The organism is Inconstantimicrobium porci (assembly GCF_009696465.1).
Taxonomy (GTDB): Bacteria; Bacillota; Clostridia; order Clostridiales; family Clostridiaceae; genus Inconstantimicrobium; species Inconstantimicrobium porci.
Genome location: NZ_VULX01000001.1, coordinates 239775 through 263314, shown reverse-complemented (window position 1 = coordinate 263314; position 23540 = coordinate 239775). Strand labels below are relative to the sequence as shown.

24 protein-coding genes and 1 pseudogene are annotated in these 23540 nt (G+C 30.8%); 4 read left to right on the top strand and 21 right to left on the bottom strand.

All coding sequences use genetic code 11. The annotated features are described in order from the left end of the window. Positions 1-16 precede the first annotated feature (16 nt). Together FYJ33_RS01340 and FYJ33_RS01335 are read left to right on the top strand one after the other, a co-directional pair. The gene (locus FYJ33_RS01340) at positions 17-217 is read left to right on the top strand and encodes a DUF378 domain-containing protein (protein WP_154529963.1); all 201 of its coding nucleotides are present in this window, start codon (positions 17-19) and stop codon (positions 215-217) included. Positions 218-286: 69 nt separating this feature from the next. Next, positions 287-1063 (top strand): putative ABC transporter permease, encoded by a 777-nt coding sequence (locus tag FYJ33_RS01335; protein ID WP_154529962.1) that lies wholly within the window; start codon positions 287-289, stop codon positions 1061-1063. A 36-nt stretch (positions 1064-1099) separates the two neighbouring features. Here the strand turns inward: FYJ33_RS01335 and FYJ33_RS01330 are convergent, their stop codons facing one another. Together FYJ33_RS01330 and FYJ33_RS01325 are read right to left on the bottom strand one after the other, a co-directional pair. Then, a complete protein-coding gene (locus FYJ33_RS01330; RefSeq protein ID WP_154529961.1) occupies positions 1100-2848 on the bottom strand; it encodes a phosphoenolpyruvate carboxykinase (ATP) in 1749 nt (582 codons plus the stop codon). 131 nt (positions 2849-2979) lie between these two features. Further along, positions 2980-3618, bottom strand: a complete 639-nt coding sequence (locus FYJ33_RS01325; protein WP_206046584.1) for a lysophospholipid acyltransferase family protein — start codon at positions 3616-3618, stop codon at positions 2980-2982. Between the two features lie 279 nt (positions 3619-3897). On the opposite strand from FYJ33_RS01325, the gene FYJ33_RS01320 reads away from it, so the two are divergent. Next, entirely contained in the window at positions 3898-4692 is a 795-nt protein-coding gene (locus FYJ33_RS01320) for a ComEC/Rec2 family competence protein (protein WP_235900738.1), read from the top strand. 38 nt (positions 4693-4730) lie between these two features. Here the strand turns inward: FYJ33_RS01320 and FYJ33_RS01315 are convergent, their stop codons facing one another. The 4 genes from FYJ33_RS01315 to FYJ33_RS01300 form a co-directional block, all read right to left on the bottom strand. Beyond that, complete coding sequence (locus FYJ33_RS01315) at positions 4731-5408, bottom strand: ribonuclease H-like domain-containing protein (protein ID WP_154529958.1); 678 nt, start codon at positions 5406-5408, stop codon at positions 4731-4733. Between the two features lie 92 nt (positions 5409-5500). Beyond that, positions 5501-6319 carry a ribonuclease H-like domain-containing protein gene (locus FYJ33_RS01310; RefSeq protein WP_206046583.1) on the bottom strand — a complete coding sequence of 273 codons (819 nt, stop codon included), beginning with the start codon at positions 6317-6319 and terminating at the stop codon, positions 5501-5503. A 35-nt stretch (positions 6320-6354) separates the two neighbouring features. Next, positions 6355-6996 (bottom strand): site-2 protease family protein, encoded by a 642-nt coding sequence (locus FYJ33_RS01305; protein ID WP_154529956.1) that lies wholly within the window; start codon positions 6994-6996, stop codon positions 6355-6357. A gap of 296 nt (positions 6997-7292) precedes the next feature. After that, the gene (locus FYJ33_RS01300; RefSeq protein WP_154529955.1) at positions 7293-8243 is read right to left on the bottom strand and encodes an L-lactate dehydrogenase; all 951 of its coding nucleotides are present in this window, start codon (positions 8241-8243) and stop codon (positions 7293-7295) included. 371 nt (positions 8244-8614) lie between these two features. Here FYJ33_RS01300 and FYJ33_RS01295 point away from each other — a divergent pair, with 371 nt between their 5' ends. Continuing rightward, positions 8615-9220: a 3'-5' exonuclease gene (locus FYJ33_RS01295; RefSeq protein ID WP_154529954.1), complete on the top strand. Its 606-nt coding sequence runs from the start codon at positions 8615-8617 to the stop codon at positions 9218-9220. 154 nt (positions 9221-9374) lie between these two features. Here FYJ33_RS01295 and FYJ33_RS01290 read toward each other — a convergent pair. The 15 genes and pseudogenes from FYJ33_RS01290 to FYJ33_RS01225 all read right to left on the bottom strand — a co-directional run. Continuing rightward, positions 9375-10864: pseudogene (locus FYJ33_RS01290) on the bottom strand (IS1182 family transposase); the annotation flags it as partial. Between the two features lie 287 nt (positions 10865-11151). Continuing rightward, positions 11152-12393, bottom strand: a complete 1242-nt coding sequence (locus FYJ33_RS01285) for a M48 family metallopeptidase (protein ID WP_154529953.1) — start codon at positions 12391-12393, stop codon at positions 11152-11154. Positions 12394-12464: 71 nt separating this feature from the next. After that, positions 12465-13139 carry an orotate phosphoribosyltransferase gene (gene pyrE / locus FYJ33_RS01280; RefSeq protein ID WP_154529952.1) on the bottom strand — a complete coding sequence of 225 codons (675 nt, stop codon included), beginning with the start codon at positions 13137-13139 and terminating at the stop codon, positions 12465-12467. A gap of 22 nt (positions 13140-13161) precedes the next feature. Further along, positions 13162-14064 (bottom strand): dihydroorotate dehydrogenase, encoded by a 903-nt coding sequence (locus tag FYJ33_RS01275; protein ID WP_154530148.1) that lies wholly within the window; start codon positions 14062-14064, stop codon positions 13162-13164. A gap of 17 nt (positions 14065-14081) precedes the next feature. Next, entirely contained in the window at positions 14082-14831 is a 750-nt protein-coding gene (locus FYJ33_RS01270; protein ID WP_154529951.1) for a dihydroorotate dehydrogenase electron transfer subunit, read from the bottom strand. A gap of 11 nt (positions 14832-14842) precedes the next feature. Next, the gene (pyrF, locus tag FYJ33_RS01265) at positions 14843-15718 is read right to left on the bottom strand and encodes an orotidine-5'-phosphate decarboxylase (RefSeq protein ID WP_154529950.1); all 876 of its coding nucleotides are present in this window, start codon (positions 15716-15718) and stop codon (positions 14843-14845) included. Then, the gene (locus tag FYJ33_RS01260; protein ID WP_154529949.1) at positions 15718-16920 is read right to left on the bottom strand and encodes a dihydroorotase; all 1203 of its coding nucleotides are present in this window, start codon (positions 16918-16920) and stop codon (positions 15718-15720) included. The genes pyrF and FYJ33_RS01260 overlap by 1 nt, the downstream gene beginning before the upstream one ends. A gap of 12 nt (positions 16921-16932) precedes the next feature. Then, on the bottom strand, positions 16933-17073 hold the full coding sequence (locus tag FYJ33_RS01255; RefSeq protein WP_154529948.1) for an aspartate carbamoyltransferase: 141 nt from the start codon (positions 17071-17073) through the stop codon (positions 16933-16935). 2 nt (positions 17074-17075) lie between these two features. After that, entirely contained in the window at positions 17076-17999 is a 924-nt protein-coding gene (gene pyrB / locus FYJ33_RS01250) for an aspartate carbamoyltransferase (protein ID WP_154529947.1), read from the bottom strand. A gap of 194 nt (positions 18000-18193) precedes the next feature. After that, positions 18194-18778, bottom strand: a complete 585-nt coding sequence (locus FYJ33_RS01245) for a hypothetical protein (protein ID WP_154529946.1) — start codon at positions 18776-18778, stop codon at positions 18194-18196. 170 nt (positions 18779-18948) lie between these two features. Next, on the bottom strand, positions 18949-20223 hold the full coding sequence (locus tag FYJ33_RS01240; RefSeq protein WP_154529945.1) for a metallopeptidase TldD-related protein: 1275 nt from the start codon (positions 20221-20223) through the stop codon (positions 18949-18951). An 18-nt stretch (positions 20224-20241) separates the two neighbouring features. After that, complete coding sequence (locus FYJ33_RS01235) at positions 20242-21315, bottom strand: TldD/PmbA family protein (RefSeq protein ID WP_328598636.1); 1074 nt, start codon at positions 21313-21315, stop codon at positions 20242-20244. Then, on the bottom strand, positions 21288-21659 hold the full coding sequence (locus FYJ33_RS16775) for a hypothetical protein (RefSeq protein ID WP_328598635.1): 372 nt from the start codon (positions 21657-21659) through the stop codon (positions 21288-21290). Before FYJ33_RS16775 ends, FYJ33_RS01235 begins: the two co-directional genes overlap by 28 nt. Positions 21660-21767: 108 nt before the next feature. After that, positions 21768-22895, bottom strand: coding sequence for a ribose-phosphate pyrophosphokinase (locus tag FYJ33_RS01230; protein WP_154529944.1), 1128 nt, complete (start codon positions 22893-22895; stop codon positions 21768-21770). Between the two features lie 125 nt (positions 22896-23020). Then, positions 23021-23500 (bottom strand): hypothetical protein, encoded by a 480-nt coding sequence (locus tag FYJ33_RS01225; RefSeq protein ID WP_154529943.1) that lies wholly within the window; start codon positions 23498-23500, stop codon positions 23021-23023. Positions 23501-23540 lie beyond the last annotated feature (40 nt).

Here is a 23540-nt window from a genome sequence, read left to right as displayed (position 1 = left end):
AAGGAGTGTGTTATTTATGAAAGTATTAGATACTATTGCACTTATCCTCGTAATTATTGGAGCTGTAAACTGGGGATTGATTGGATTCTTCCAATATGATCTTGTAGCCGCTTTATTTGGCTTCATGAGTGGAATAAGCCGTATAGTTTATGCGTTAGTTGGAATTGCAGGCTTGTATTCTATATCATTTTTTGCAAAAGGTAAAGTAATGGATTAATAAAAAATCCCTTCTTTATTTTGAAGAAGGGATTTTTCAAGTTAAACTTAGCACTTATAGGAGATAAGGATGTTTTTATATTTAATAAACAATGATGTAACAATTATTAAATTTTTTTTATTTTTTGTAATATACTCATTTTTAGGTTGGTGTTTCGAAGTAGCCTATGCATTTACCGAAAAGGGACACTTTATAAACCGAGGCTTTTTATATGGCCCATTCTGTCCTATATATGGACTAGGTATCACAATTATCGTTGTATGCTTGGCTCCATTTAAGAATAATTTATTACTTTTATTTTTAATGTCTACCATTCTAACTTCCGCTCTAGAATATGTAACTGGATATATGCTCGAACGTTTCTTTAATGCAAAATGGTGGGATTACACCAATAACAGATTTAATATAAAAGGACGTATTTGTTTATCATTCTCTATTGTATGGGGAATAGCTTCAGTCCTTGTTCTATTATTGATACACCCTATAATAGAATTTCTAATATATGCTTTTAGTAACAAGGTATTATTTTATCTTTATTTAATAACAATAATTTATTTTATTTTTGATTTTTCCTTTACAATAATATCACTTATAAAACTTACAGTAATTCTTTCACGTATCCAGAATTTATTTGATGAAATAATAACTAAATCAAAAGAAACTATTCAAATAACAAGAACAAAGGCAGCTGATAAATTTTCTATTCTTTATAATAAATATGGAGATGAATTCAATACTCTAAATACAAATCATCTTAGATTTTTCAGTGCTTTTCCAAACTTAAGATCATATAAATTTGAGGATGCTATAAAATTAATAAAAAACAAAATTAAAGAATTAAAATAAAAAGGCTATACCATCATAATGATATAGCCTTTTTAATTACTTTATTTTTTTTATAATATCAAACAATTCAATAGCAGCTTTTTTAGGACCCTGTTTTTCCTTACCTGTTATAGCAAGACATGTCTTTATTTCTCCAACTCTAACATTGTTTTTGAAATAAGTATCAAAGTATTTATCAATAATCTTATCAGTTTCCTTCTGCTTTTGAGCCGGTCCAAATGGATTTGCAAAATATGAAGTAACAAGTCCCTTTTCTGTTGTAGTACCTTTTGCTACTCTTGCTCCAGCCTTAAATACTTTCTTAGCTTCTTCAACATTATCAAAGAATGAAATAGAATGTTCTCCTTCTTTAACATCTGTATAGTTATTAGCATAAAGTAAAAGATCTATTTTGTATCCCTGTCTTATTTCCTTATAAGTAGCAACTGGCATTACTAATCTTGCATTTATCTTATCAGGATTCATGAAAATACTTCTATCAATCTCTTTAAATGCATATCCCTGATCAAGGTCATCAAGTCTTACAAACGCACCAATTTCTGTACCATATCCATAGATCTGTCCATTCTTTTCTTTCATTACACCCATATCATCAAAGATTATTGTCATATCACTGATATACTCTTCGCTTAAAGCTCTAAATGCTTCAAGACTTTCTGACTTACCAGCACCGCTGTCGCCCATTATTACAATATTGGCCTGCTTTCCATCTTTTAATACTATATTAACCATTGAACCATGAGTTGGAAGGTATCCCCTCTTAATCATTATAAGATTATGAAGAGTTAAACACATCTTCTTCATGTATCCAAAATAATCTATTTCTTGATTATGGTTAACATAACCAACCATTATATCATTCTGCTTGTCTTCATAGAATACTGTCTTAAGTTCTTCTGAATGATCTGTACCACCAAATATATAGACTATATCAGGTTTTCTGCCCCTATATTCTTCAACTTTTGCAAGCTCAAATAAGTTACATAATGTAATTCCATGCTCCATAAAATCTCTATGGAAATATATAAAGCCAAGTAGTTCACCTATCATTGCAGGATAACAGAACCAGTGATCCCTATTAATGTGAGCGTTATCTAGTGGATTTTCCTTAACTTCCTGGAACATACCATCTCTAGTATTCTTCTTAGGATAAGTTATAAATGGTGTTTCAAGAGAAATTGTATCTATAAATGGTATCTGCTCAAGCATTTCATAACCATTTGGCACTGGCCAGATTACATCACTAAGCATCATGCAAGCATTAGTACCCGCTGGAACTTGTCTATAAACATTAGGCATATACCCTGTGATATTTTTCTCTATTTTTCTATACAGAGATAATACAAGTCTTGAGAAATTAGAATTTGCTTCTGTAAAACTTACAGCTGCTATTCCCTCCTGGATTCTATTATTGTGAACTATAGAGTATCTTTCAAGACGTCTCCAGAATGAATACAATGCTTCAACAAAATCTATAAAAGAATCTTTATTATCTACAAGTAATAAATATTCCGAATTCAAGTCCGCCATTTCTTCAACACTCATCGTTGTAAGAAGTAAGAATGTATTAGTAAGCTTCTTTACAAGTACAGTTTTATCGCTACATTTTAGCTTTTCTAAAATAAACTTATATGCATTAGAATTTCTTCTTTCTGCTGTAGATAAAAATGCTTCTAACACTCTCTTAAATCCATCACTATCTAATAAGGTCTGATAATCACTACAATATTTTGCAGTAAAGTTAATTGTAACCTTATCATTACTTATGGAAAATTCTTTAATCATAAAAAAACAGCCCCCTACATGAATTTAAATTTTTTTAATATTTCAAAAAACGCTTATAATATGTATCACATATTACATTATACCATGTTTTTTGCAATTTTTAAAACAATAATTTTGCAATTTCTTATATTTTATTTATTCAAGCTAGTTGCAACAATATCGTGAACAGTTTCAGCTAATTGCTTTTCTTCTTCTCTAGAAAGATTTTCTGTAGATATTGGCTTATGAAAAGTAACTGTAACATTAGCTTTTCTTAACTTTCCATCATATTCATATGCCATATTAGTACCATCAACTGTAACTGGTACAATTGGAACCTTAGCCTTTGTAGCTAATTTAAAACTTCCATTCTTAAATTCTTTAATCACGCCATCTTTAGCTCTAGTACCTTCAGGAAATATTAACATAGAATAACCTTGTTTAAGGTTCTTAACGCCATTCTGAATCATTTTTACAGCATCTCTTATATTATCTCTGTCTACACTTACACAATGAATCTGCTTCATCCAGTATCCAAGCATAGGCACTTTAAATACTTCCTTTTTCGAAATGAATCCTGCAATCGCGCCTGCTTCAATTAAAACAGGAGTATCAAAATTACTCTGATGGTTAGAAATAAAAACAACAGCTCCATCAGGTATGTTTTCCTGTCCTATTGCCGTAACCTTTACCCCAAATATTTTATTTGTTCCTACAGCCCATTTTACAAGCGCTTTGTTCTTATACTGTTCTGCTGCTTCACTACCTTTAAACTTACTTATCCATTTCAATTTTAAGACTCTAAATGCTTGAAAAAGCAGATAGAAGAAATAAATCACAATTAAATAAATCTTGCGCAAAAATTCCACTCTCCTATTCTATTTATTTAAACTTATATAACACAATCTAATAATATAGATATATTATAATTTTTTCAAGTTTAGGTTATATAATATATAAATTTGATTTTTTTATACAGCAATTGGACATACTAATAGCTGGGAGATGATTATACGAGAAGAAAATTATTTTATTTTATAATTATAACAGCAGTTTTAATTAACTGTTGTTTGTTAAACTGCAATAATACTTACAAAGAAATCCCAAAAAACATCTTAATAATACACTATATAGATGTAGGTCAGGGAGATTCAGAACTAATTCAGTTCAATAACAAGAATATATTAATTGATTCTGGCCCTAAAGATAGTAGAAAGCATCTAAAGCATTATTTAGAGTCCTTGGGAATAAAACACTTTGATTATGTAATTGCTACTCACCCTCACGAGGATCATATAGGCAATATGGATTATATCATTAACAACTATAAGGTAAACAAGTTCCTTAGCCCTAAATCAATAGCAAATACACCATCTTTTATAAGCATGATAAATTCACTGAAGAACAAAAAACTAAAAATCAATGTACTATACAATGGATATGATAAAATAAATATAGATAATAAAATCACTGTACAGGTATTATCGCCTGAAAAAGTTAAGTATGACAATATAAATAACTACTCTGCTGTAATTAAATTAACATACGGAAAAACATCTTTTTTATTTACAGGAGACTCCGAAAAGCAAATTGAAGATAATCTTCTTCAAAAGAATTGCAATATAAAAGCAGATGTTTTGAAAGTAGCCCACCATGGAAGTAGCACCTCAACATCTGAAAATTATTTAAAAAAAGTTAATCCACGCATAGCAATAATCTCTGTAGGTCTTAATAACACATACAAACATCCTTCAACCAAAATAATAAACATGTTGAATAAATTTAATATTAAAACTTTTCGAACTGATAAAAACGGAACGATAATCCTACAGTCTGATGGCAATACAATCAAGAAAGTTTTATAAAAAAATATAGCCTGTATTAATACATGTATTAATACAGGCTATACTGTAACCTCAATATTGCCATCGATTTCTGATATATATTTATTCCAGTTAACATAAATATGGAACAAGTTAACTACATCCTGTTCATTATATTGAAGTATCTTTTCTATTTTTTCTTTTGGCATTCTCACAATATATTCTTTATCTTTCAGAACCTTATGAAATGTTTTCGCAAGATTTGATCCTGCAATAAGTTCTCCTTCCCTATCGATATCAAAAACTTTTTCTAATGCTTTTAATCCTATTCCATGTTTAACAATTTTCTCATATTCCTTTTGAAGGTCAATATGCTTATAATTATCAAGAATTTTATATTCTATTTTATATTTTTCGAACAAATAATTAATTACAGTGAAATCATTATTGCCTGAAAAAGTAACTATGGTATCTTTATTATATTTACTCTGCATTTCTTTAAAATACTGTTCTGCAAGTAGAAGGATATCTTCTACTTCATCTTTATTTTCTATCATATACTGAGTTACAAACAACTTAGATTTTTGCTCATCAAAAAAACATGATCCGAAAACTCCAACGCATTTAGGCTTCTTATATACATAATGTTCAAGGTCAAAAAAGATTGCATTTTTATACTGGTTAATATTATTATCAATTTTTAAAATATCTTTATCTATAACTTTTTCAACTATTATTTCATTTTCCTTAATTATCAAGTCATCACTTCCTTTCACACTCAAATTCATTATATCATTTTAATGACGTTATTTAAAATATAAATAGGTATTATGAATAAATAACATAATACCTATTTATATAATTTCTCTCTATTTTTAATGTCAGTTATTATACTATTTATACTATCTAAATCTGTATTTTTACGCTTCAATTCGTAAATCAGTTTCCTAGCATCTTTCTGAGAAACGACACTACTTTCGACTATATTTCCATTAAGCTTTCTAATATTAAGCAGCCTTTTTACGTATTGCTGCTGGCTGTTTAATATTGAATCATCTCTTTTTAAATTATTAGCACTAATATAGCTTACAATATTAAAAAGCTTCGGCAAATTAAGAACATCTTCTAAATTGTGCTGGACTATCTCATCAATATATTTACTGGCATTATACTTAATATATTCAAAATACTTATCTCTGCATTCTTTACCATCAATATTATCCTTACGTGATATCCCAATAAGCATTTCAAAATTCTTTAGAGACTTTCCTTTGCTCCCTAATACCTTAACATAAGGACAAAGCATTCTGTAAAAATCATAATGCTTTGTATAACTTAGTTTGTTAATATTATATTTTTCAAACCTTGCATTTAAAAAAGGTATATCAAGTGCCATACCATTGAATGTACATATGTTATCCCTGTTAAAAGAACTATATACCTCTCTTAGAAGCTTTTCTTCATCATATGCATTAAAATACACAGACGCTTCAAATACTCCATCATTAAATTTACCAATTGAAATCGAAAAAATCTTATCTATATCCTTATTAAAGCCAGTACATTCTATATCAAAGAAAACTACATCATTAAGTTTATACTTATTAATAATGTCTAATGAAAGGATGTTCCTTTCATTTCTCCTATAGACAGAATTATCTTTGTACACGTCTATCCACTCCAAACCATTATAAAAAGTTGTTGTTAAAATATAATAAGGCTAGCTATTCTATATAAAAAAACATAAATTGCATGACATGGATATGAAAGTATCTTTCCACCAACAAGAACGAATGCTATCAATATAATAAACTGATAGTTATATATTTTTTCAGCCCATTTATAAAATACTTTTGGGTTTACATCTTCTAATATTGCAAAACCATCAAGGCCTGGTATCGGAATAAGATTAAAAATAAACAAATTCACATTTATAACAGCTATATAATGAACTACGCAGGATATAACTACAAACAAAGTAGACGAACCCATTACAAAACTAAATCTTAATAAGAACACTTCTATGATGGTAAAAATTAATGCAATTAAAAGATTTGCAAGCGGACCTGCTAATGACACTTTTAAATCATCTTTATAATAATTTTTGAATGCTCTCTTGTTAACTTCAACAGGCTTTGCCCATCCAAATTTAACAAATAAAATCATCACAAATCCAATAGGATCAATATGTGCCAAAGGATTTAATGTAAGCCTGCCCTGAAATCTTGGTGTCTTATCTCCAAGTTTATCAGCAACTAATGCATGTGCATACTCATGAAAAGTAAAAGCTATTAAAATAGCAGGAATAGTATATAAAATATTTAAGATTTCATACTGTAGCTGCATAAACTCTCCTCCTAATAATAAATAATATAGTTATAATTATATCATACCTTAGATACTTTATCTATGATTGTTTGGAAATATGAAATTTGCTGTTTTTTCACTCAAACGATAAAAACATTAACAATATGAGAATAATTTCGAATAGTTTTTTTCATTTTATCACAAGCAATATTTATTTATTCAAGATTTAATTGTATAATATATATGTACTGATTTTCAGTTTGCCCTCTTATTTTTTCATTTTATATATAAATGAAAAAGGCTACTGCATAAATACAGTAGCCCTCTTTTTTTAATTAGATACCAGCTTCATTTAAATGTTTCTTTAATATGTTAGCTGATGCCTGTAATCTTTCTTGTTCTTCTGGTAATAAGTGAGAATCAACAATCTTAGTTGCTCCTGCTCTATTTATTACTGTTGGAATAGCTAGGTAAACATCATCTATTCCGTATTGGCCTGTGAATAATGTTGATGTAGATAATATAGCATCTTCATCTCTTAAGATAGCTGTACAAATTCTAGTAACTGCTAAAGCAACTGCGTAATTTGTATAACCCTTCTTTTCGATCATCTTGTATGCAGCATCTACAACGTTCTTTGGAATTGTTGTCTTGAATGACATATCTGTGCTTCCAGCAATCTTTTCACTGTATTCTTCAGCGCTCATACCAGCTATGTTAGTTAAGCTCCAAGCAGCTATTTCAGAATCTCCGTGTTCTCCGATGATATAGCTATGTACGTTTCTAGCATCGATATCGAAGTGCTTTCCTAATTCATACTTTAATCTTGATGTATCAAGAACTGTACCTGAACCGATAACTCTTTCAGATGGGAATCCTGATAATTTGTATGTAATGTAAGTTAAAACATCAACTGGGTTAGATACAACTAAAATAATTGCATTTGGGTTGTACTTAACAACTTCTGGTACTATTGATTTGAATACGCTTAAATTCTTTGATATTAAGTCTAATCTAGTTTCGCCTGGTTTTTGTCCAAGTCCAGCAGTGATAACAACTATATCTGAATCTTTAGTATCTACATAATCTCCTGCAGTAACATCACATGATTTAACGAATGCAGCACCATGTGCTATATCCATTGCTTCACCTTCAGCTTTGTCCTTGTTGATATCAACAATAACTATTTCTGAAGCGATTCCGCTCATAAATAATGCGTAAGCTGTAGTTGAACCAACGAATCCAGCTCCAATGACAGAAATCTTATTTCCTTTTTCTTTTCTCATTTGAGTACCTCCTAAATATTCTTTGTTATGTTTTGTTTGTTAAATTTGTTAAATTTATAATATAATCATTGCAAAAATCATTTTGCAATGAATTATAATAGCTATTTATATTATTTTATTATCACCTTTGTTTTATACTTAATGAAAATGTGAATATTTTAACTTTTAAAGCAATAAATATTTTTCAACATTTTTCAACATTATTCATATTAGTTTATTTTAACGTACTTGTCAATGTTTTTAGTCTTTTATTTTCAAAACCACTTTATGCAAAGATTGTGAAGAAGTAATTTTATTAAAACATTTGTATCAATACGTTTAAACATATATAATAAAAATAGTATATTTTTTATTGGAGGCAGAACACAAGTATGAAACTATTATTTTTTGACACAGAAACTACTGGCATAAAACCAGGAAATATATGTCAGCTTAGCTATATAACTGTAGATACTTCAACAAAGCCACAAACTACAACAGGTCATAATTTCTTTTTTACAGTAGAAGATGTTGAACCATCTGCTGAAGCAGTACATGGTTTTTCAGTTGAAAAGCTATATGAACTTAGTAATGGTATGTACTTTGATGATCTTGTTGACGAATTCTATAACGATTTTAGAGAAGCAGATTTTGTTATAGGTCACAATGTATCATTTGATATAAAATTTTTAAAACACGAATTAGAACCAATGGGCGAAATCTATGAACCAAAACATATATTCTGTACAATGAATTATTTTAAAGATATATGTAAGTTACTAAGACCAAACGGAGATTATAAAAATCCAAAGCTTGCAGAACTTGTTAACTTTCTGAATATTACTGATGAAGAAATAGCAGAAACTGCAAATAAATTATTCGAAGGTAGCGGAAACTATCATGATGCAAGATTTGATACAGCAGCTACTTATCTTGCAGTTGTCAAAGGAATACGCAAAAAATATATACCTGCCGGATACTTCAGTCATCAGTCTTAAGAAAAGAACGGGGCTGTCGCATTAGCAGTTAAAAACAGCTGGCGGTAAGCTCCTTTTTATATACATTTTCTGAAATTCTATGTGAAAAAATGCACCTATTTAAAAATAAACGCACTTTAATAGACTATATCAAAAATATAGTTTTTTTATTATTTTATGCTGTTTGTTTTAAATCAAATAAATGTTGACCCGTATGTTCTGACTGAATTTTATTATGCAGTTTATTCACATTATAAGCCAATGCAAGAAGTATACTTTCTGCAAGTACATTTTCTTTTCCACGACATAAAAATCTTCTAAAGCCTATATCTTGCTTTATTGCGCCGAAGGAACCTTCTACCTGAATGCTTCTGTTTAGTCTAAGTTTACAACCTTCTTCGCTAATGATTCTCTCAAAATCTTCTTTTCGATAATGATTGAATTGCTTTGATGTTTCGAGTCTTTTTGTTCTATCTTCCAATGGAGTTTTACAATTATGTCCTTTTATACAGCCAGCTTTAAATTTGCAGTTATTACAATTTTCACAAGTATAAATTGTTTTGGTACTTACATAACCAGTTTTAGATTTTCTTTTTTTATATCATTTGCGTAAAGCCTTCTATTATTTTTACAGACATAATAATCCCCATCGTAATTGTATTCCATATTCTCTATTCGGCTTATATCATTCTGATATTTACGAGTTTTAGATATCTCATAATTTGCTGGTTTTATAAAAGATAACTGACCGTTATTTTCTATGAAAGAATAATTTTCTTCACTTTCATAACCAGAATCTGCAACAATTTTTAGATACTTAAAATTCAAATTTTCTTGCATGCTTTTTAAGAATGGAATCAATGTTGTTGTATCTGTAGGTTGTGGTCCAATAGTAAGCCATGCAATATACCCAGAATCAACCCCATGTTGTAAATTATAAGCTGGCTTAAGCTGACCATTCTTCATGGCATCTTCTTTCATTCTCATAAAAGTGGCATCTTCATCTGTTTTTGAAAAACTATTGCGATTACCACATATATGTATTTTCTGTGTGTATTCTTTTAACTTCCCAAGATACTGTTCGAGTTGTTTAATAGAACGCTGCAAAGCAGTCTTTCTTTTGCCACATCCGTGTACGAATTCTATATTCTCAGCCTTTTTTATTCTGTAAAGCTTCTTTCTTAGCTTTTTTAGATCTTTAATTTTTATAGTATTTCTGTAACCAACTCTAACACCATAAAGTTCACTACATTCCGCAACAAAATTTTCAATTTTGGTAAATAGCTTCTGCATATTTTTAGTAACAGCTCTCTTCCAAACAAATGTGAATTTATTGGAACTAGCCTCTATTTTTGTTCCATCTATAAATATTGACTCACCTGAAATTTCACCAATTTCATAAAGGAAATTAGTTGTTTGAGCAAGTATCTGTTCAGCACAAGGTGCAAAATGAAGAGTCCTAAATCTTACAATAGTTGAATGATCTGGTGCTTTTGAACCTTCTAGTAAAAACATAAAATTGATGTCTCTATGGCAGGCACTTTCAATATCTCTGGATGAATAAAGTCCATTCATATATCCATATAAAATGATTTTTAGTAACTTTCGTGGCGAAGCTTGATTTTCCTTAACTATGGAATAAGTCATATATAAATCTAATAAATCCTATTCTCTTTGAGTTTAGGATTTATTTTTTTTGCACGAAAAAAGAGCCGCTACACAACTAATTTCTAATTAGTTGTGAGACAGCCCCAAACTCCTTTGGAGTTTCATCCTTTTCTCTAATCTCTTAGATATTATCTCTAATCTACTCTGCAAATTCTAGATTATATTAATGTTTGGAATATTATATTAATGCGACAGCCCCGTTCTTTATGCAATAAGATTATCCATTTATATATAGAAATAAGCAGACTTTTTAACAGTCTGCTTATTTCATACTAAATTATAAATTATTTTCCGTATCTATTTGCTGCTTCTATCCTTTCCCTTGATGTTGGATGATCTGCATACCACAGCTTTATAAAACCATTAACGTCAGCTGTCCCCATATTCTTCTCCATAAGCTTGCACTGCAACACAGCTGCACAAGTCTTATTACCTGTGACACTTATTGCAAATTCATCTGCTTTTCTCTCCATATACCTGCTACAAGCATTATCTATGGGCATCCATAAAAATTGAATGCATACCATTGCAATAAAAAACAACGGAATCAGTTTATCACTCTTATAATCCTTATTCAGCTTTTTCTTAACATTTATGTGTTTAATAATTAAATCCACTGCAAATAACGTTGTAAACAATTCTAAGGTGCTCAGAGCCATACCTATAACTACATGATTCATCTTATAGTGTCCTATCTCATGAGCCGCTACAGAAAGAATTTCATCAGTACTTAATTGTTTAAGAGTGTTATCATAAATTACAATTCTCTTATTTTTTCCTATTCCAGTCATATATGCATTAAGGAAATTAGTATCTTTGCTCTTATCTACTTTCAGTACATTAACATTGCCTACACCTGCCTTTTGACATAACATGTTAATCTTAACTGTAAGATTCTTATCCTCTATCTTTGAAAAATTATTAAACATAGGATCAATTACTACTGGTCCTATATATGATTCAGTTAAATTCAAGCAAAGCATCATTATGCTTATTAATAAAATATATAACTTAGATTTTTTATATACAGTATAAATAATCATAAAAATTACTACTGAAACTGCTAACGAAAATGTAAAATATATCAAATTCTTACTCAACCAATTGTTTATAGTATTTGATGAAGATTCAAATAATTTGTTTCTATAAAAGCCTGAGAAGAAATATAGCGGCAGATACATAACAAATTCATAAAACGAATATATTAAGAATATTTTTATCATTTGAAAAATCGAATTCTCTTTTTTGATTATTAACTGTGGAACTTTAAAATATAAAAATGAAAACGGAATAATAAAATATAATATTGTTTTTACTGCAATATAAAATACACTAAACTTATAATTAGCAGTAGCTGGCTTTGAAGGCTCAGGTACTTTTACATTACCTTTATCGATTTTTATTTCAATTTCTCTTGTGCTTTTTATATTAGGACTTTCTTTTTTTTCAATTATTCCTGTACCTATTATTAGCACCATACATATCCATAAAAGCATTACAAGACTTTTAAGAATAAACTTTTTCATAAACTCCCCTAAAAAAAATTGCTATAGTAAATAATATTAAATTTACTATAGCAATATGATTAAATCATATATTATTTCGCACCGTACTGCTCATAATATGCATCTATTTTATTCTTCATATCATCATCAATATAAACTTTACCGTTTATTTCTCTATTATAAAGATATTCTATTACTTCTTCCATAGTTACGATAGCGCATGTCTTAAATCCAAATTTTTCTCTTATTTCTACAAGTGCTGATTTTTCTCCTCTTCCTCTTTCCATTCTATTTACTGAGATTATAAGGCCTTTTACATCTACATCAGCCTGAGATTTTAAAATAGGCATTGTTTCATAAATTGAAGTACCAGCTGTAGTAACATCTTCGACTATAAGCACTTTGTCTCCATCCTTAAGCTTACTACCAAGAAGTATTCCTTTATCACCATGATCCTTTACTTCTTTTCTGTTTGAGCAGTACTCAACATCAATTCCGTAGTTTCTGTCTAGCGCTATTGCTGTAGTAACTCCTAGTGGAATTCCTTTATAAGCAGGTCCAAATACCACATTAAAATCTTCATCAAAGTTATCCTTAATGGCCTTTGCATAAAAATCTCCCAACCTAGAAAGCTGTTTTCCTGTCTTATAGTTTCCTGTGTTAATAAAGAATGGTGTCTTTCTTCCACTCTTTGTCACAAAATCTCCAAATGTTAAAACTCCGCTTTCTATCATAAAATCTATAAATTCTTTTTTATACTGCTGCATGTTCTTTTCCTCCTAAAATATATTATCTCTGTGCTGCGCCGATTATTTCTTTAACATCTTTGACACCATTTTTCTTTAAAAACTCTTCTGTTTCCATGACTATATTCTTTCCTGCAAGAGGATTCATGAAGTTTGCTGTTCCAATCTGTACTGCAGTTGCTCCTGCCATCATAAACTCAATAACATCTTCACCACATGTTATTCCACCAAGTCCTACAACAGGCACATTAACTTCCTTACAGACCTGATAAACCATTCTTAAGGCTATAGGTTTTACAGCAGGACCTGAAAGCCCGGCAAATGTATTTTCAAACACCGGCTTTCTATTTCTTACATCTATAGCCATACCCTGCACTGTATTTATTAGTGACAGTGAATCCGCTCCTGCTTCTACACACTTATATGCCATATCTACTATATTTTCAGCATTTGGTGACAGCTTAACCATTAGCGATTTCTTACTTATAGCTTTTATCTTAGATACAACTTCTTTTGCCACATCAGATTTTATACCAAAAGCCATACCTCCTGATTTTACATTAGGACATGAGATATTAAGCTCTATCATCTGCACATCAGTTTCATTAATCAGCATTACTGCTTTCTCATAATCTTCTATGCTTGCTCCTCCGATATTAGCTATTACATTTGTTCCTAATGTTTTCATATAAGGAAGCTCATTTTCAATAAATTTTCTTACTCCTGGATTCTGAAGACCTACTGAATTCATCATGCCAGATGGTGTTTCAAATACTCTAATGCCAGAATTTCCTTCTTTAGGTTCAATGGTAAGACCTTTAGAGCAGATACCTCCAAGCATTCCCACATCATAAAACTCACTGTATTCATGTCCAAATCCAAAAGTACCAGAAGCGGCAATTATAGGATTCTTAAAATCCACACCATTTATACTTACGCTCATCATATCTTTATTCTCCATAATTAAAACTCCACCTCATATCCATCAAATACTGGCCCGTCTTTACAAGTTCTTTTATTGCCTCCTTTAGTCTTGCATGTACATACAAGACATGCTCCAACACCGCATGCCATATGTTTTTCCATTGAGATAAGAACCTTCGTTCCTGATTCTTTACACATATTTACTACTTTCTGCATCATTATTTCAGGACCGCAGCAAAGTACGATATCAAATTCTTCAGGATTTAGTAAATCTGTAACAAAGCCTTTATGTCCATGAGATCCTGTATTAGTAGCACATGAGTATTCATCACTGTATGTCTTGATTTCCTCTTCAAGATAAACATCATCTCTAAATCCAAAGAAGCTGTGTATATAGCATGAATTATCTGCATTCTTTAAGTCTTCTGCAGTTTTAATCATTGGTGCAGTACCTATTCCACCACCAACAACTGCTATTTTTTTATTTTCTTTTATAATATTCTCTACATCAAAGCCATTGCCAAGTGGTCCAAAAACTTTTATTGTATCACCCTTTTTCATGTTAGCAAACTCTTTTGTACCTTTCCCTATTAATGCATAACAAAATGTAACTGTATCATTTTCTGTCTTACATACTGATATTGGTCTTCCTAGTACAGCTGTTTTAGGAAGAATCATATAAAACTGTCCTGGTTTAACACTGTTCTTTTCTTCAATTACTAACTTATATATCCCATTGGTTACTTCTGAATTTTCCAAAACTTTAGTTTCATAATAATTAATACTCATTTTTCGACCCCTTACTTTAAGTTTCTAACAGCTTCTCTTATTTCATCTCTCATTTTAATTGCTTCTGCTCTCGCACATTTATCAAATTCTTTTTCATTATTGTGCTTTTTGTATGCAAGAAGAATTCCCCTTGATGAATTTACAACTCCTCCATTGCCATTATTAAGATACATTGCAACATCCTCTGCTTTACCGCCTTGCGCTCCATATCCAGGTATTAAGAAAAACATTTTATTAAATCTTTTTCTAAGTTCTTTACCTTCTTCAATATGAGTACATCCTATTACTCCTCCTAATGGGTGATAACCACAGCTGCTGACAAAATCCTTGCCAAGCTCCATAAGTTTATCACCTACCACATGATAAACTTTCTTGTGTTCTGTAGTATCAAGATATTCTATATCTTCAGCTCCCTTATTTGATGTTCTTATAAGAGTAAATATACCTTTTTCTCCTGTAGCTACATATGGAATATATGGTTCAATGCTGTCCATACCCATATATGGACTTAGAGTAATGAAGTCCGCTTCAAAATCTCCTGTAAAATGAGCCTTTGCATACATCTTGGCAGTTGCTGCTATATCACCTCTTTTTATATCAGCAATTATGATGGCATCTTTTTCTCTTAAGTATTTAAGTGTTCTCTTATATGCAAGGAGTCCTTCTATACCTAAAGCTTCATAATATGCTATCTGTACTTTAAAACATGCTGCAACATCTAAAGTTGCATCTATAATTCTTTTATTAAATTCCACTATTGCATCTTCACTGCTTCTGCCTTCTTTAAGAAACTCTGGTATATAATCAAGTGAAGTATCCAGACCTACACATACGACTCCATTTTTTTCTACTCTGTCAAACAGTTTATCTATTATATATTTATTCATCATTCTTCCTCCATTGCCTTATATATTACTCTGCCGTTTTTTATTGTCATGATTACTTTTCCGCAAAGCTCCTTTCCAAGGAAAGGTGTATTACAGCTCTTTGATGCTAAGTCTTTTTCGCTTACTGTATATTTATAGTCTAAATCTGCAATTACTATATCTCCATCATATCCAGGCACGATTCTTCCCTTATTAAGTTTCAGAAGCTCGGCTGGTTTTTCACTCATCAGTGAAGATAATTTATTTATAGAGACATCATGCATCTTAACAAGTGCTGTATAACATACTGAGAAAGCTGTTTCAAGTCCTATCATTCCTGGTGCACCATTTGCTTTGTCTTCCTTTGAATGAGGTGCATGATCAGTGCCGATTGTATCTACATAACCTTTTTTTATTGCATCTATTAAGAATTCAACATCTTCCTTTTCCCTTATTGGAGGATTGACTCTATAATTACATACATCGGAAGTAAGTGCTATATGATGCGGAGTTACCTCTGCTGTTACGTGAGCTTTTTTATTCTTTGCATCAATAATGTACTGCATTGCTTCTTTAGTGCTTACATGTGCCATATGAAGCTTTGCACCTGTAATACCTGCAAGAGTCACATCACGAAGCGTCATCATGTTTTCAGCAGTTCTCATATCTGTATCAGAAAATTCTTTGCTTTCTGCATGAGACAGTACAAGCCATCCGTTTTTCTTTGCTTTGTACATTGCATCCATCATAACCTTGGAATCTGCAACTCCTCTTCCATCATCAGAAATGACTCTTATTTCATCTTTATCAAATTCATCCAGATGAGATGTAGTTTTGCCCTCCATATCCTTTGATACAGTAACGCATTGAATTATATCTATAAGATTACATTTTTCTGCTTTTTCTTTTACATAATTAAGCACTTCTCTGCTTGAGCAGACAGGCTTTGTATTTGCCATCAAATCTACTGCAGTATATCCGCCTCTTGCTGCTGCCATCGAACCTGTTTCTATATCTTCCTTATATGTAAAGCCTGGATCTCTGAAATGTGCATGTGTATCTATAAATGACGGCATTACAGTTTTACCATCTGCATCGATAGTCTCACAGTTCACGCTTAAGTTATTGCCTATGCTATATATTTTTCCTTCTTTTATATATAAATCACCATAAAAGTCCATGTAGCTGTCTATTATATGAGCATTCTTTATTAATAAATCCATATCCGCTTCCCCCTACTTAATCCTTTGTTCGTGATCACAGTATATACATCTATACATATCTTCTTTATTTTTAATCTTAGTAAATTTCTGATGTATATATTTTTCAGTAGTAGTTATACACTTTGGATTGTTACATTTATAATTGTTATCCATCTTTACATCACCCCCAAAAGTTTAGCCATAAGTGCCATTCTTACATACATGCCGTATTCAGCCTGCTTGAAATACTTTGCACGGTTGTCGCTGTCCACTTCTGGATCTATTTCATTGACTCTAGGAAGCGGATGAAGAATAACCATATCTTTTTTAGCATTCTTCAGCTTTTCGTTATTTAATACATAAACATCCTTAAGTCTGTTATACTCATCAATATCATCAAATCTTTCTTTCTGGATTCTTGTCATATAAAGTATATCTAAATCTGGTATAGCATTTTCTAAATCTTCCTCACTGCGATACTCAATATTGTTCTTATCCAAATAATCTTCAATTAAATAATGTGGAATTTTTAATTCTTTAGGAGAGATGAATACTAATTTATTGTTCTTATAGCGTGACATAGCTTTTATTAATGAATGGACTGTTCTACCAAACTTTAAGTCGCCACATAACCCAATAGTCAAGTTATTAAATGAACCCTTTTCACACTTGATAGTTAAAAGATCTGTAAGTGTCTGAGTTGGGTGCTGATGACCTCCATCACCTGCATTAATAACAGGTACTGTGGCATACATTGATGCTACTTTTGCTGCACCCTCAAGAGGATGTCTTAGTGCAATGATATCAGCATAATTACTCACTACTCTTACTGTATCTGCTAAACTTTCGCCTTTTGATACAGAACTTGAATTGGGTTCAGAAAAACCAACAACGTTTCCTCCAAGTCTCATCATAGCAGTTTCAAAACTTAATCTTGTCCTTGTTGAGGGTTCATAAAATAATGTGGCAAGTATTTTGCCATCACAGATATGCTTATATTCTTTAGGATTTTCGATAATTAGATTTGCTAGTTTGAAAATATCCTCAAGTTCCTCAGTTGTAAAATCCATTGGATCTATCAGACTTCTGTTTTTTAACATTTATACCACTCCTTCTTAACATCTCAGTGTTAAACTTAAAGAAATTTATAAAAAAAGCGTTCCTTAAAGGAACGCATATATTTACGCATAATAAGCATTATAATATATAACTTCCTTATTGGCCTCTCGTGCCAAATTAAAGGTAATTTATTATTGTTAGAATACCATCTTTATTCGTCATTGTCAACACATATTTATAGCTGTTTTTTACGTATCTTGAATGCTCCATTAAAGATAAATAATATAACTGATGTAAATACAGGTAATATGGGAGCTGATAAAACTGTCCCTATAAAATCTCCACTTAAATAAAACATCTTAAATGAGACATTGTATGCTAATAAAATTAAAATAACAGCATAACATACTGTCTGCAACAGCCCGCTAAAGTATTTTACGCTACACATGCTGCATATTGAAGAAAAATACTTTTTCTGTCTATACTGACAGTTCCACAGCATTGTATAAAGCCTCCACAGCTCAGTGCTTGTATATTTAAATACTTTCTTAAAATCATTCATATTATCCTCTATGAATTGTGCACAGTTATCATTATCATTATTATAATAAAGAATCACTGCTTTAGCATATAGACAGTATACTCTGTAATTTTCATTACTGCACTTATCAATTGCCCTGTTAACATGAACAAGTGCCTTACTATAATTCTTAGCAGTAACTGCCTTGTCCATTTTGTCTATATTTATGAGTAAGTTATCATCATCTATCTTATCTAATATTCTTGTTTCAACATCAAAATTTCCAAATATACCTAACACTTTTCTTCCTCCATTTCAAATTAAATAAATTATATCATAAATTTGTGTTGAAATAAAAAGAATTGCAAGACTTTATGGTATTAAAAAATGATATTTTTAAATGCAATTTCCTATACATTAAAAAAGAGACTAACAATAATGTTAAATCTCTTTTTAAATACTAGATAAATTTATTTGCCTGATATTTCAACGTCTCTAAGTTTTATAGCTTTAGGCACAGTAAATGCACCAAAATTCTGCATTTCCTTAGATAGTGTTATATTATTCTGAACATCTTTTATATTAGCTGCTAATGAACCTCCTGTGAGCTTTATTACTTTATCGCCTTTCTTTAGTAAAGCCAGTCTAATCTCTCCAGCAAAATCACCAGTAAGAGCATCCATTTGAAAGTCAGAGAATCTTAATATTTCAAGTTCTCCGTCTAAAAACAAATCCTTTACTTGTATATTTCCACCCCGCACATATCCGCCATCATACTCTCCTATAGGTTCTAAGCCAAGATACTGGGCAAACTTAAATGATCCAGCAATATTTTTAAGCACACCATCTTTTAACAATTCACGTTCTTTAAGTTCAATACCTTCATCACTGAATGGAGTACTAGCTTTAAGAGTAATATTGAGTTTATCTCCCTTAATATCCTCACCCTGTACTTTGTCACCAAGTTTAAAATCAGAGTATTTCTGATAAATCATAGATGTATCAGCCTTTACAAAATAATATTTAAAGAATTCTATAACATTATTATCTGTTAAAATAACATTATATTTTCCTGTATCAGGAGCCTCTTCTGCTTCATCCCTATAACCTGTATTAGTTATACCCTCCTTTACAAGAAGAGACAATTCCTCTTCATTCAAATCCTCATAGCTAAAACTGTTATATGTTTCAACATCATTTTTATCAACCCATTGTGTAATAAATTCACCTTGAGTTTTGTAAAGTCTATAAGACACGTCTGTACCACTAGATGACACTATTCTTTTATCTATTCTTGTTAAGAATATTTCTGCTGAGTTTATAAGTCCTTTTTCAAAATTATCATACTTATATAACGCATCTTTGATTTTAAGGATTATTTCCTCCATAGATTTTTCTGACAAAGAACTCTTCTTTATTACTTTCTCCCTTTTAACTCCTTTTGGAACTGCATATCTTTTGTTTTTAACAAATCCTGCACTAAAATATGCATCTTTTATGGCATCATTAAGTTCATCATCACTCATAGTGTCATAAACTGCCACCTCAGAGTTCCCTGTATATTCTACTCCCTCTTCATCAAAATCTCTAAGTACATTAACTGAATAAAGATTTACATGCTTTTTTCTGCTCATGTCCACCTTTTTCTTAATTAGATAAAGTTCTAATGTTTCTTCTTCCATAGAAGATACTATATACTTATTTATATTATTTTTTGCAAGTGCTTCTAATATATTTTCAATCATCACAATATGCCCCCAGTCTTATCCTAATCTTGCCCTACACTTAATATAAGGCCCACCATCTGATACTTTTACAAATTCCTTGTATCCCTTGCCACAGTAGCCGCCTCCTGCAAGCTTAAAATCACCAGAAATCATGGTTATTGACTTTAAAAGATCAGGAACATAACCAGTCATAATTACTGGTGAAAAAATCTTTCCTGTAAACTTACCATCTTTAATCTCACGTCCTATATTCATCATACATTGAATTCCCCAGTTCTTTGGATCTTCCATTCCGCTGAATGTCATATCAAGCATTACTCCATATTTTATTGAGGCAATCATATCATCAACTTTATCAGTTCCAGGTTTTATAAATGTATTTGTCATTCTTGTATAGGCTTTTCTGTCGTAAGCTTGTCTTCTGCCATTACCTGTTGGCTTTTTCTTTAATTCAAGAGAAGTTAAACTGTCGCTCATACCTGATTTTAAAATGCCGTTTTCAATTATTATTGTTTCTCCAGCTTCTGTTCCCTCATCATCAAAAAAGAATGATCCATTATTCTTGGCAGCTGCAGCTCCATCAACCATTGTTACTATTTCTGAAGCTACTGGCTTACCAATATAATACTTAGATTTTGCTCTATCCTTAACATACATATCCATTTCGACACCATGTCCAAAAGCTTCATGTGCAATAAGCCCTGTTATGTCTGGTGTACATATTACATCATATTCCCCTGGTGTTATTCTTTTTGCTTCAAGAAGTTTTACTCCTTCACCAACAACATATTTTGCACAATCCTTCATTTCATCAAGCAATTCAGCACCTTTTAATCCAGAGAATCCTTTATACATCTGTTTATTTCCATTTTCATCAGCAGTTACACAGAAAATCGAACTTTCGCTCCACATAAAACTCTGTGCGAGATCCTTGTTTGGTGATAAAAATATTTTATTAACATTAACATATTGAAAATTAATTCCTACATTAACAACTTTGTCACTTATTGATAGAGCCTCATCCTTAATCTTAATCATATCATTTATTATATTATTATCTCCTACATCTTTAGGATCTTTTTCTACCTTTGCACATTTAGCAAACTGCATTTTTTTTCGTTCAAAAGTTCATAACTTCTTAAAGAATCTGTATCCTTAAGTATCTTAGTATACTTTGATGTATTCCTGATTTCATTAACAATATCATTGAAGTTTTCTTCATTTATATTATTAAAAGCATATTCAAAATAACTGTTACTAGAATATACTCTAACAACAAAGCCTCTTTCAATAAACATTGCACTGCTGATACTTATATTACTTTTAGATACTGTGTATCTTTTTCCTTTTGAATCAGTTGCCAGAACTGAAGCATATTCATACTGCAAATTTAATGTTTTAATTAATTTTACTAACAAAGGCTTAGTTTCAGATAAATATCTACTTAATTCCATTGATTTAGCCCCCTTTTTTATGGATATATTTACATATTGCTCCTTTGCACCTATACTTTCAAGCATATAAAAAACAGGCAGCAATACTGCTACCTGTTCTAACATATATTATTCTTCTAAAAGTCTCTTTATATTTTTTGTTGCATCCATAAATGGTGACATACTTGTATCATGATTTAATGCATCTATTACTTCAGCCATAAATTCTGACATATCAACTTTTTTAAACCATTCTGCATTACATACCTCTTTAGGAATGTATGTTAAGTTTGTTGAGTATACTCTGTTTAATAAACCTTCTTTATAACATTTTTCGAATTTTTCAATACCTTCTGTAAAGAAAGCAAATGTTGTAGCTGCATAAATTCTGTTAGCACCACGCTTTTTAAGTTCTTTAGCTATATCAAGTATTGATTCTCCAGAAGCAAGCATATCATCAACAATTAGTATATCCTGGCCTTTAACATCTCTTCCTATATATTCGTGCTGAACTATAGGGTTTTTTCCTTCAACCACTTTTGAATGATCTCTTCTCTTATAAAATAAACCTATGTCTAATCCAAGCATTGTAGAGTAATAGATTGCTCTATCCATAGCTCCTGTATCAGGGCTTATTACAAGCATTTTGCTTTTATCTATATCTAAATTATCTTCATCTTTAACAAATGCTTTGATTATTTCATATGTAGGATATATATTTTCAAATGATTTTAGTGGAATTGCATTCTGAACATTAGGATCATGTACATCGAAAGTTATAAATTCTTCAACTCCAAGTCTTTCAAGCTCCTGTAATGCTAAAGCACAATCTAAAGATTCTCTTCCTTTTCTTCTATGTTGTCTTGATGCATATAGTAATGGCATTATTACAGATACTCTGTTAGCCTTACCGCTTATTGCTGATACAACTCTCTTTATATCCTGAAAATGTTCATCTGGTGACATATGATTTGTGAATCCAAACATATTATAAGTACAACTGTAGTTTCCAACATCACATAATATGTAAATATCTTTTCCTCTTACACTTTCACGTAACTTGACTTTTCCCTCACCATTAGAAAATCTAATTGCATCTGCCTTTATTAAGTAAGATTCTTTATCACTTTCTTCACCATTATCTTTCCTTAATTTCTTAACATAATCATCAATTTCTATTCCTATGTTTTTGCAGCTTTCAAGTGCAATTATTCCAAGCTCTCCATGGGGCTGAATATTATTAATCTTAGTATACATTAAAACCAGTACTCCTTTTTTTAATATAGTTGAATTTATCCATTACGTAATTTATCTTATCATGTATTCTTTATCCAAACAATATATAGTATACTATTTTGTTATTGTACACAAAATTTATAATACTATTTATTTCCTTTTAATTCCTCTATTTCCTGTTGCAATTTTTGTATCTGCTGAACTAATTCATTAATGGTAACTTCAGGCTGAGTAGTACTTGAGCCACCTTGCTCAACTCCTCCATCTTGGAAATTGCTAGCTGTATAAGCGTTAGATTGATCAAAAGGATTCTGAGAATTTCTATACATTGGATTATAAAATCTTCCTGGGCCACTTTGAAAATACTGCTGCTGTGCATTCATAGTAAGAATAACCTGGCCAGCAAGTTCTAGCCAGTTTCCAAGAGCATTCTGTACATTAAATGGCAGACTAGATCCAGTTATCTGTCCAACAAGTGATGCTATGATAACAAAATAATTAGGATTTATATCTTGGAATCCACCTGGTATATCAGCACCATTAAGATATGCAATGTACCATGGAGGATAACAATCACTCCAATTTCGCTCATTGATGTTCATGTTATTAATAAAATCATCATCCATGGCAGATCCTCAAAAAATTAATATTCATAATATTATATTC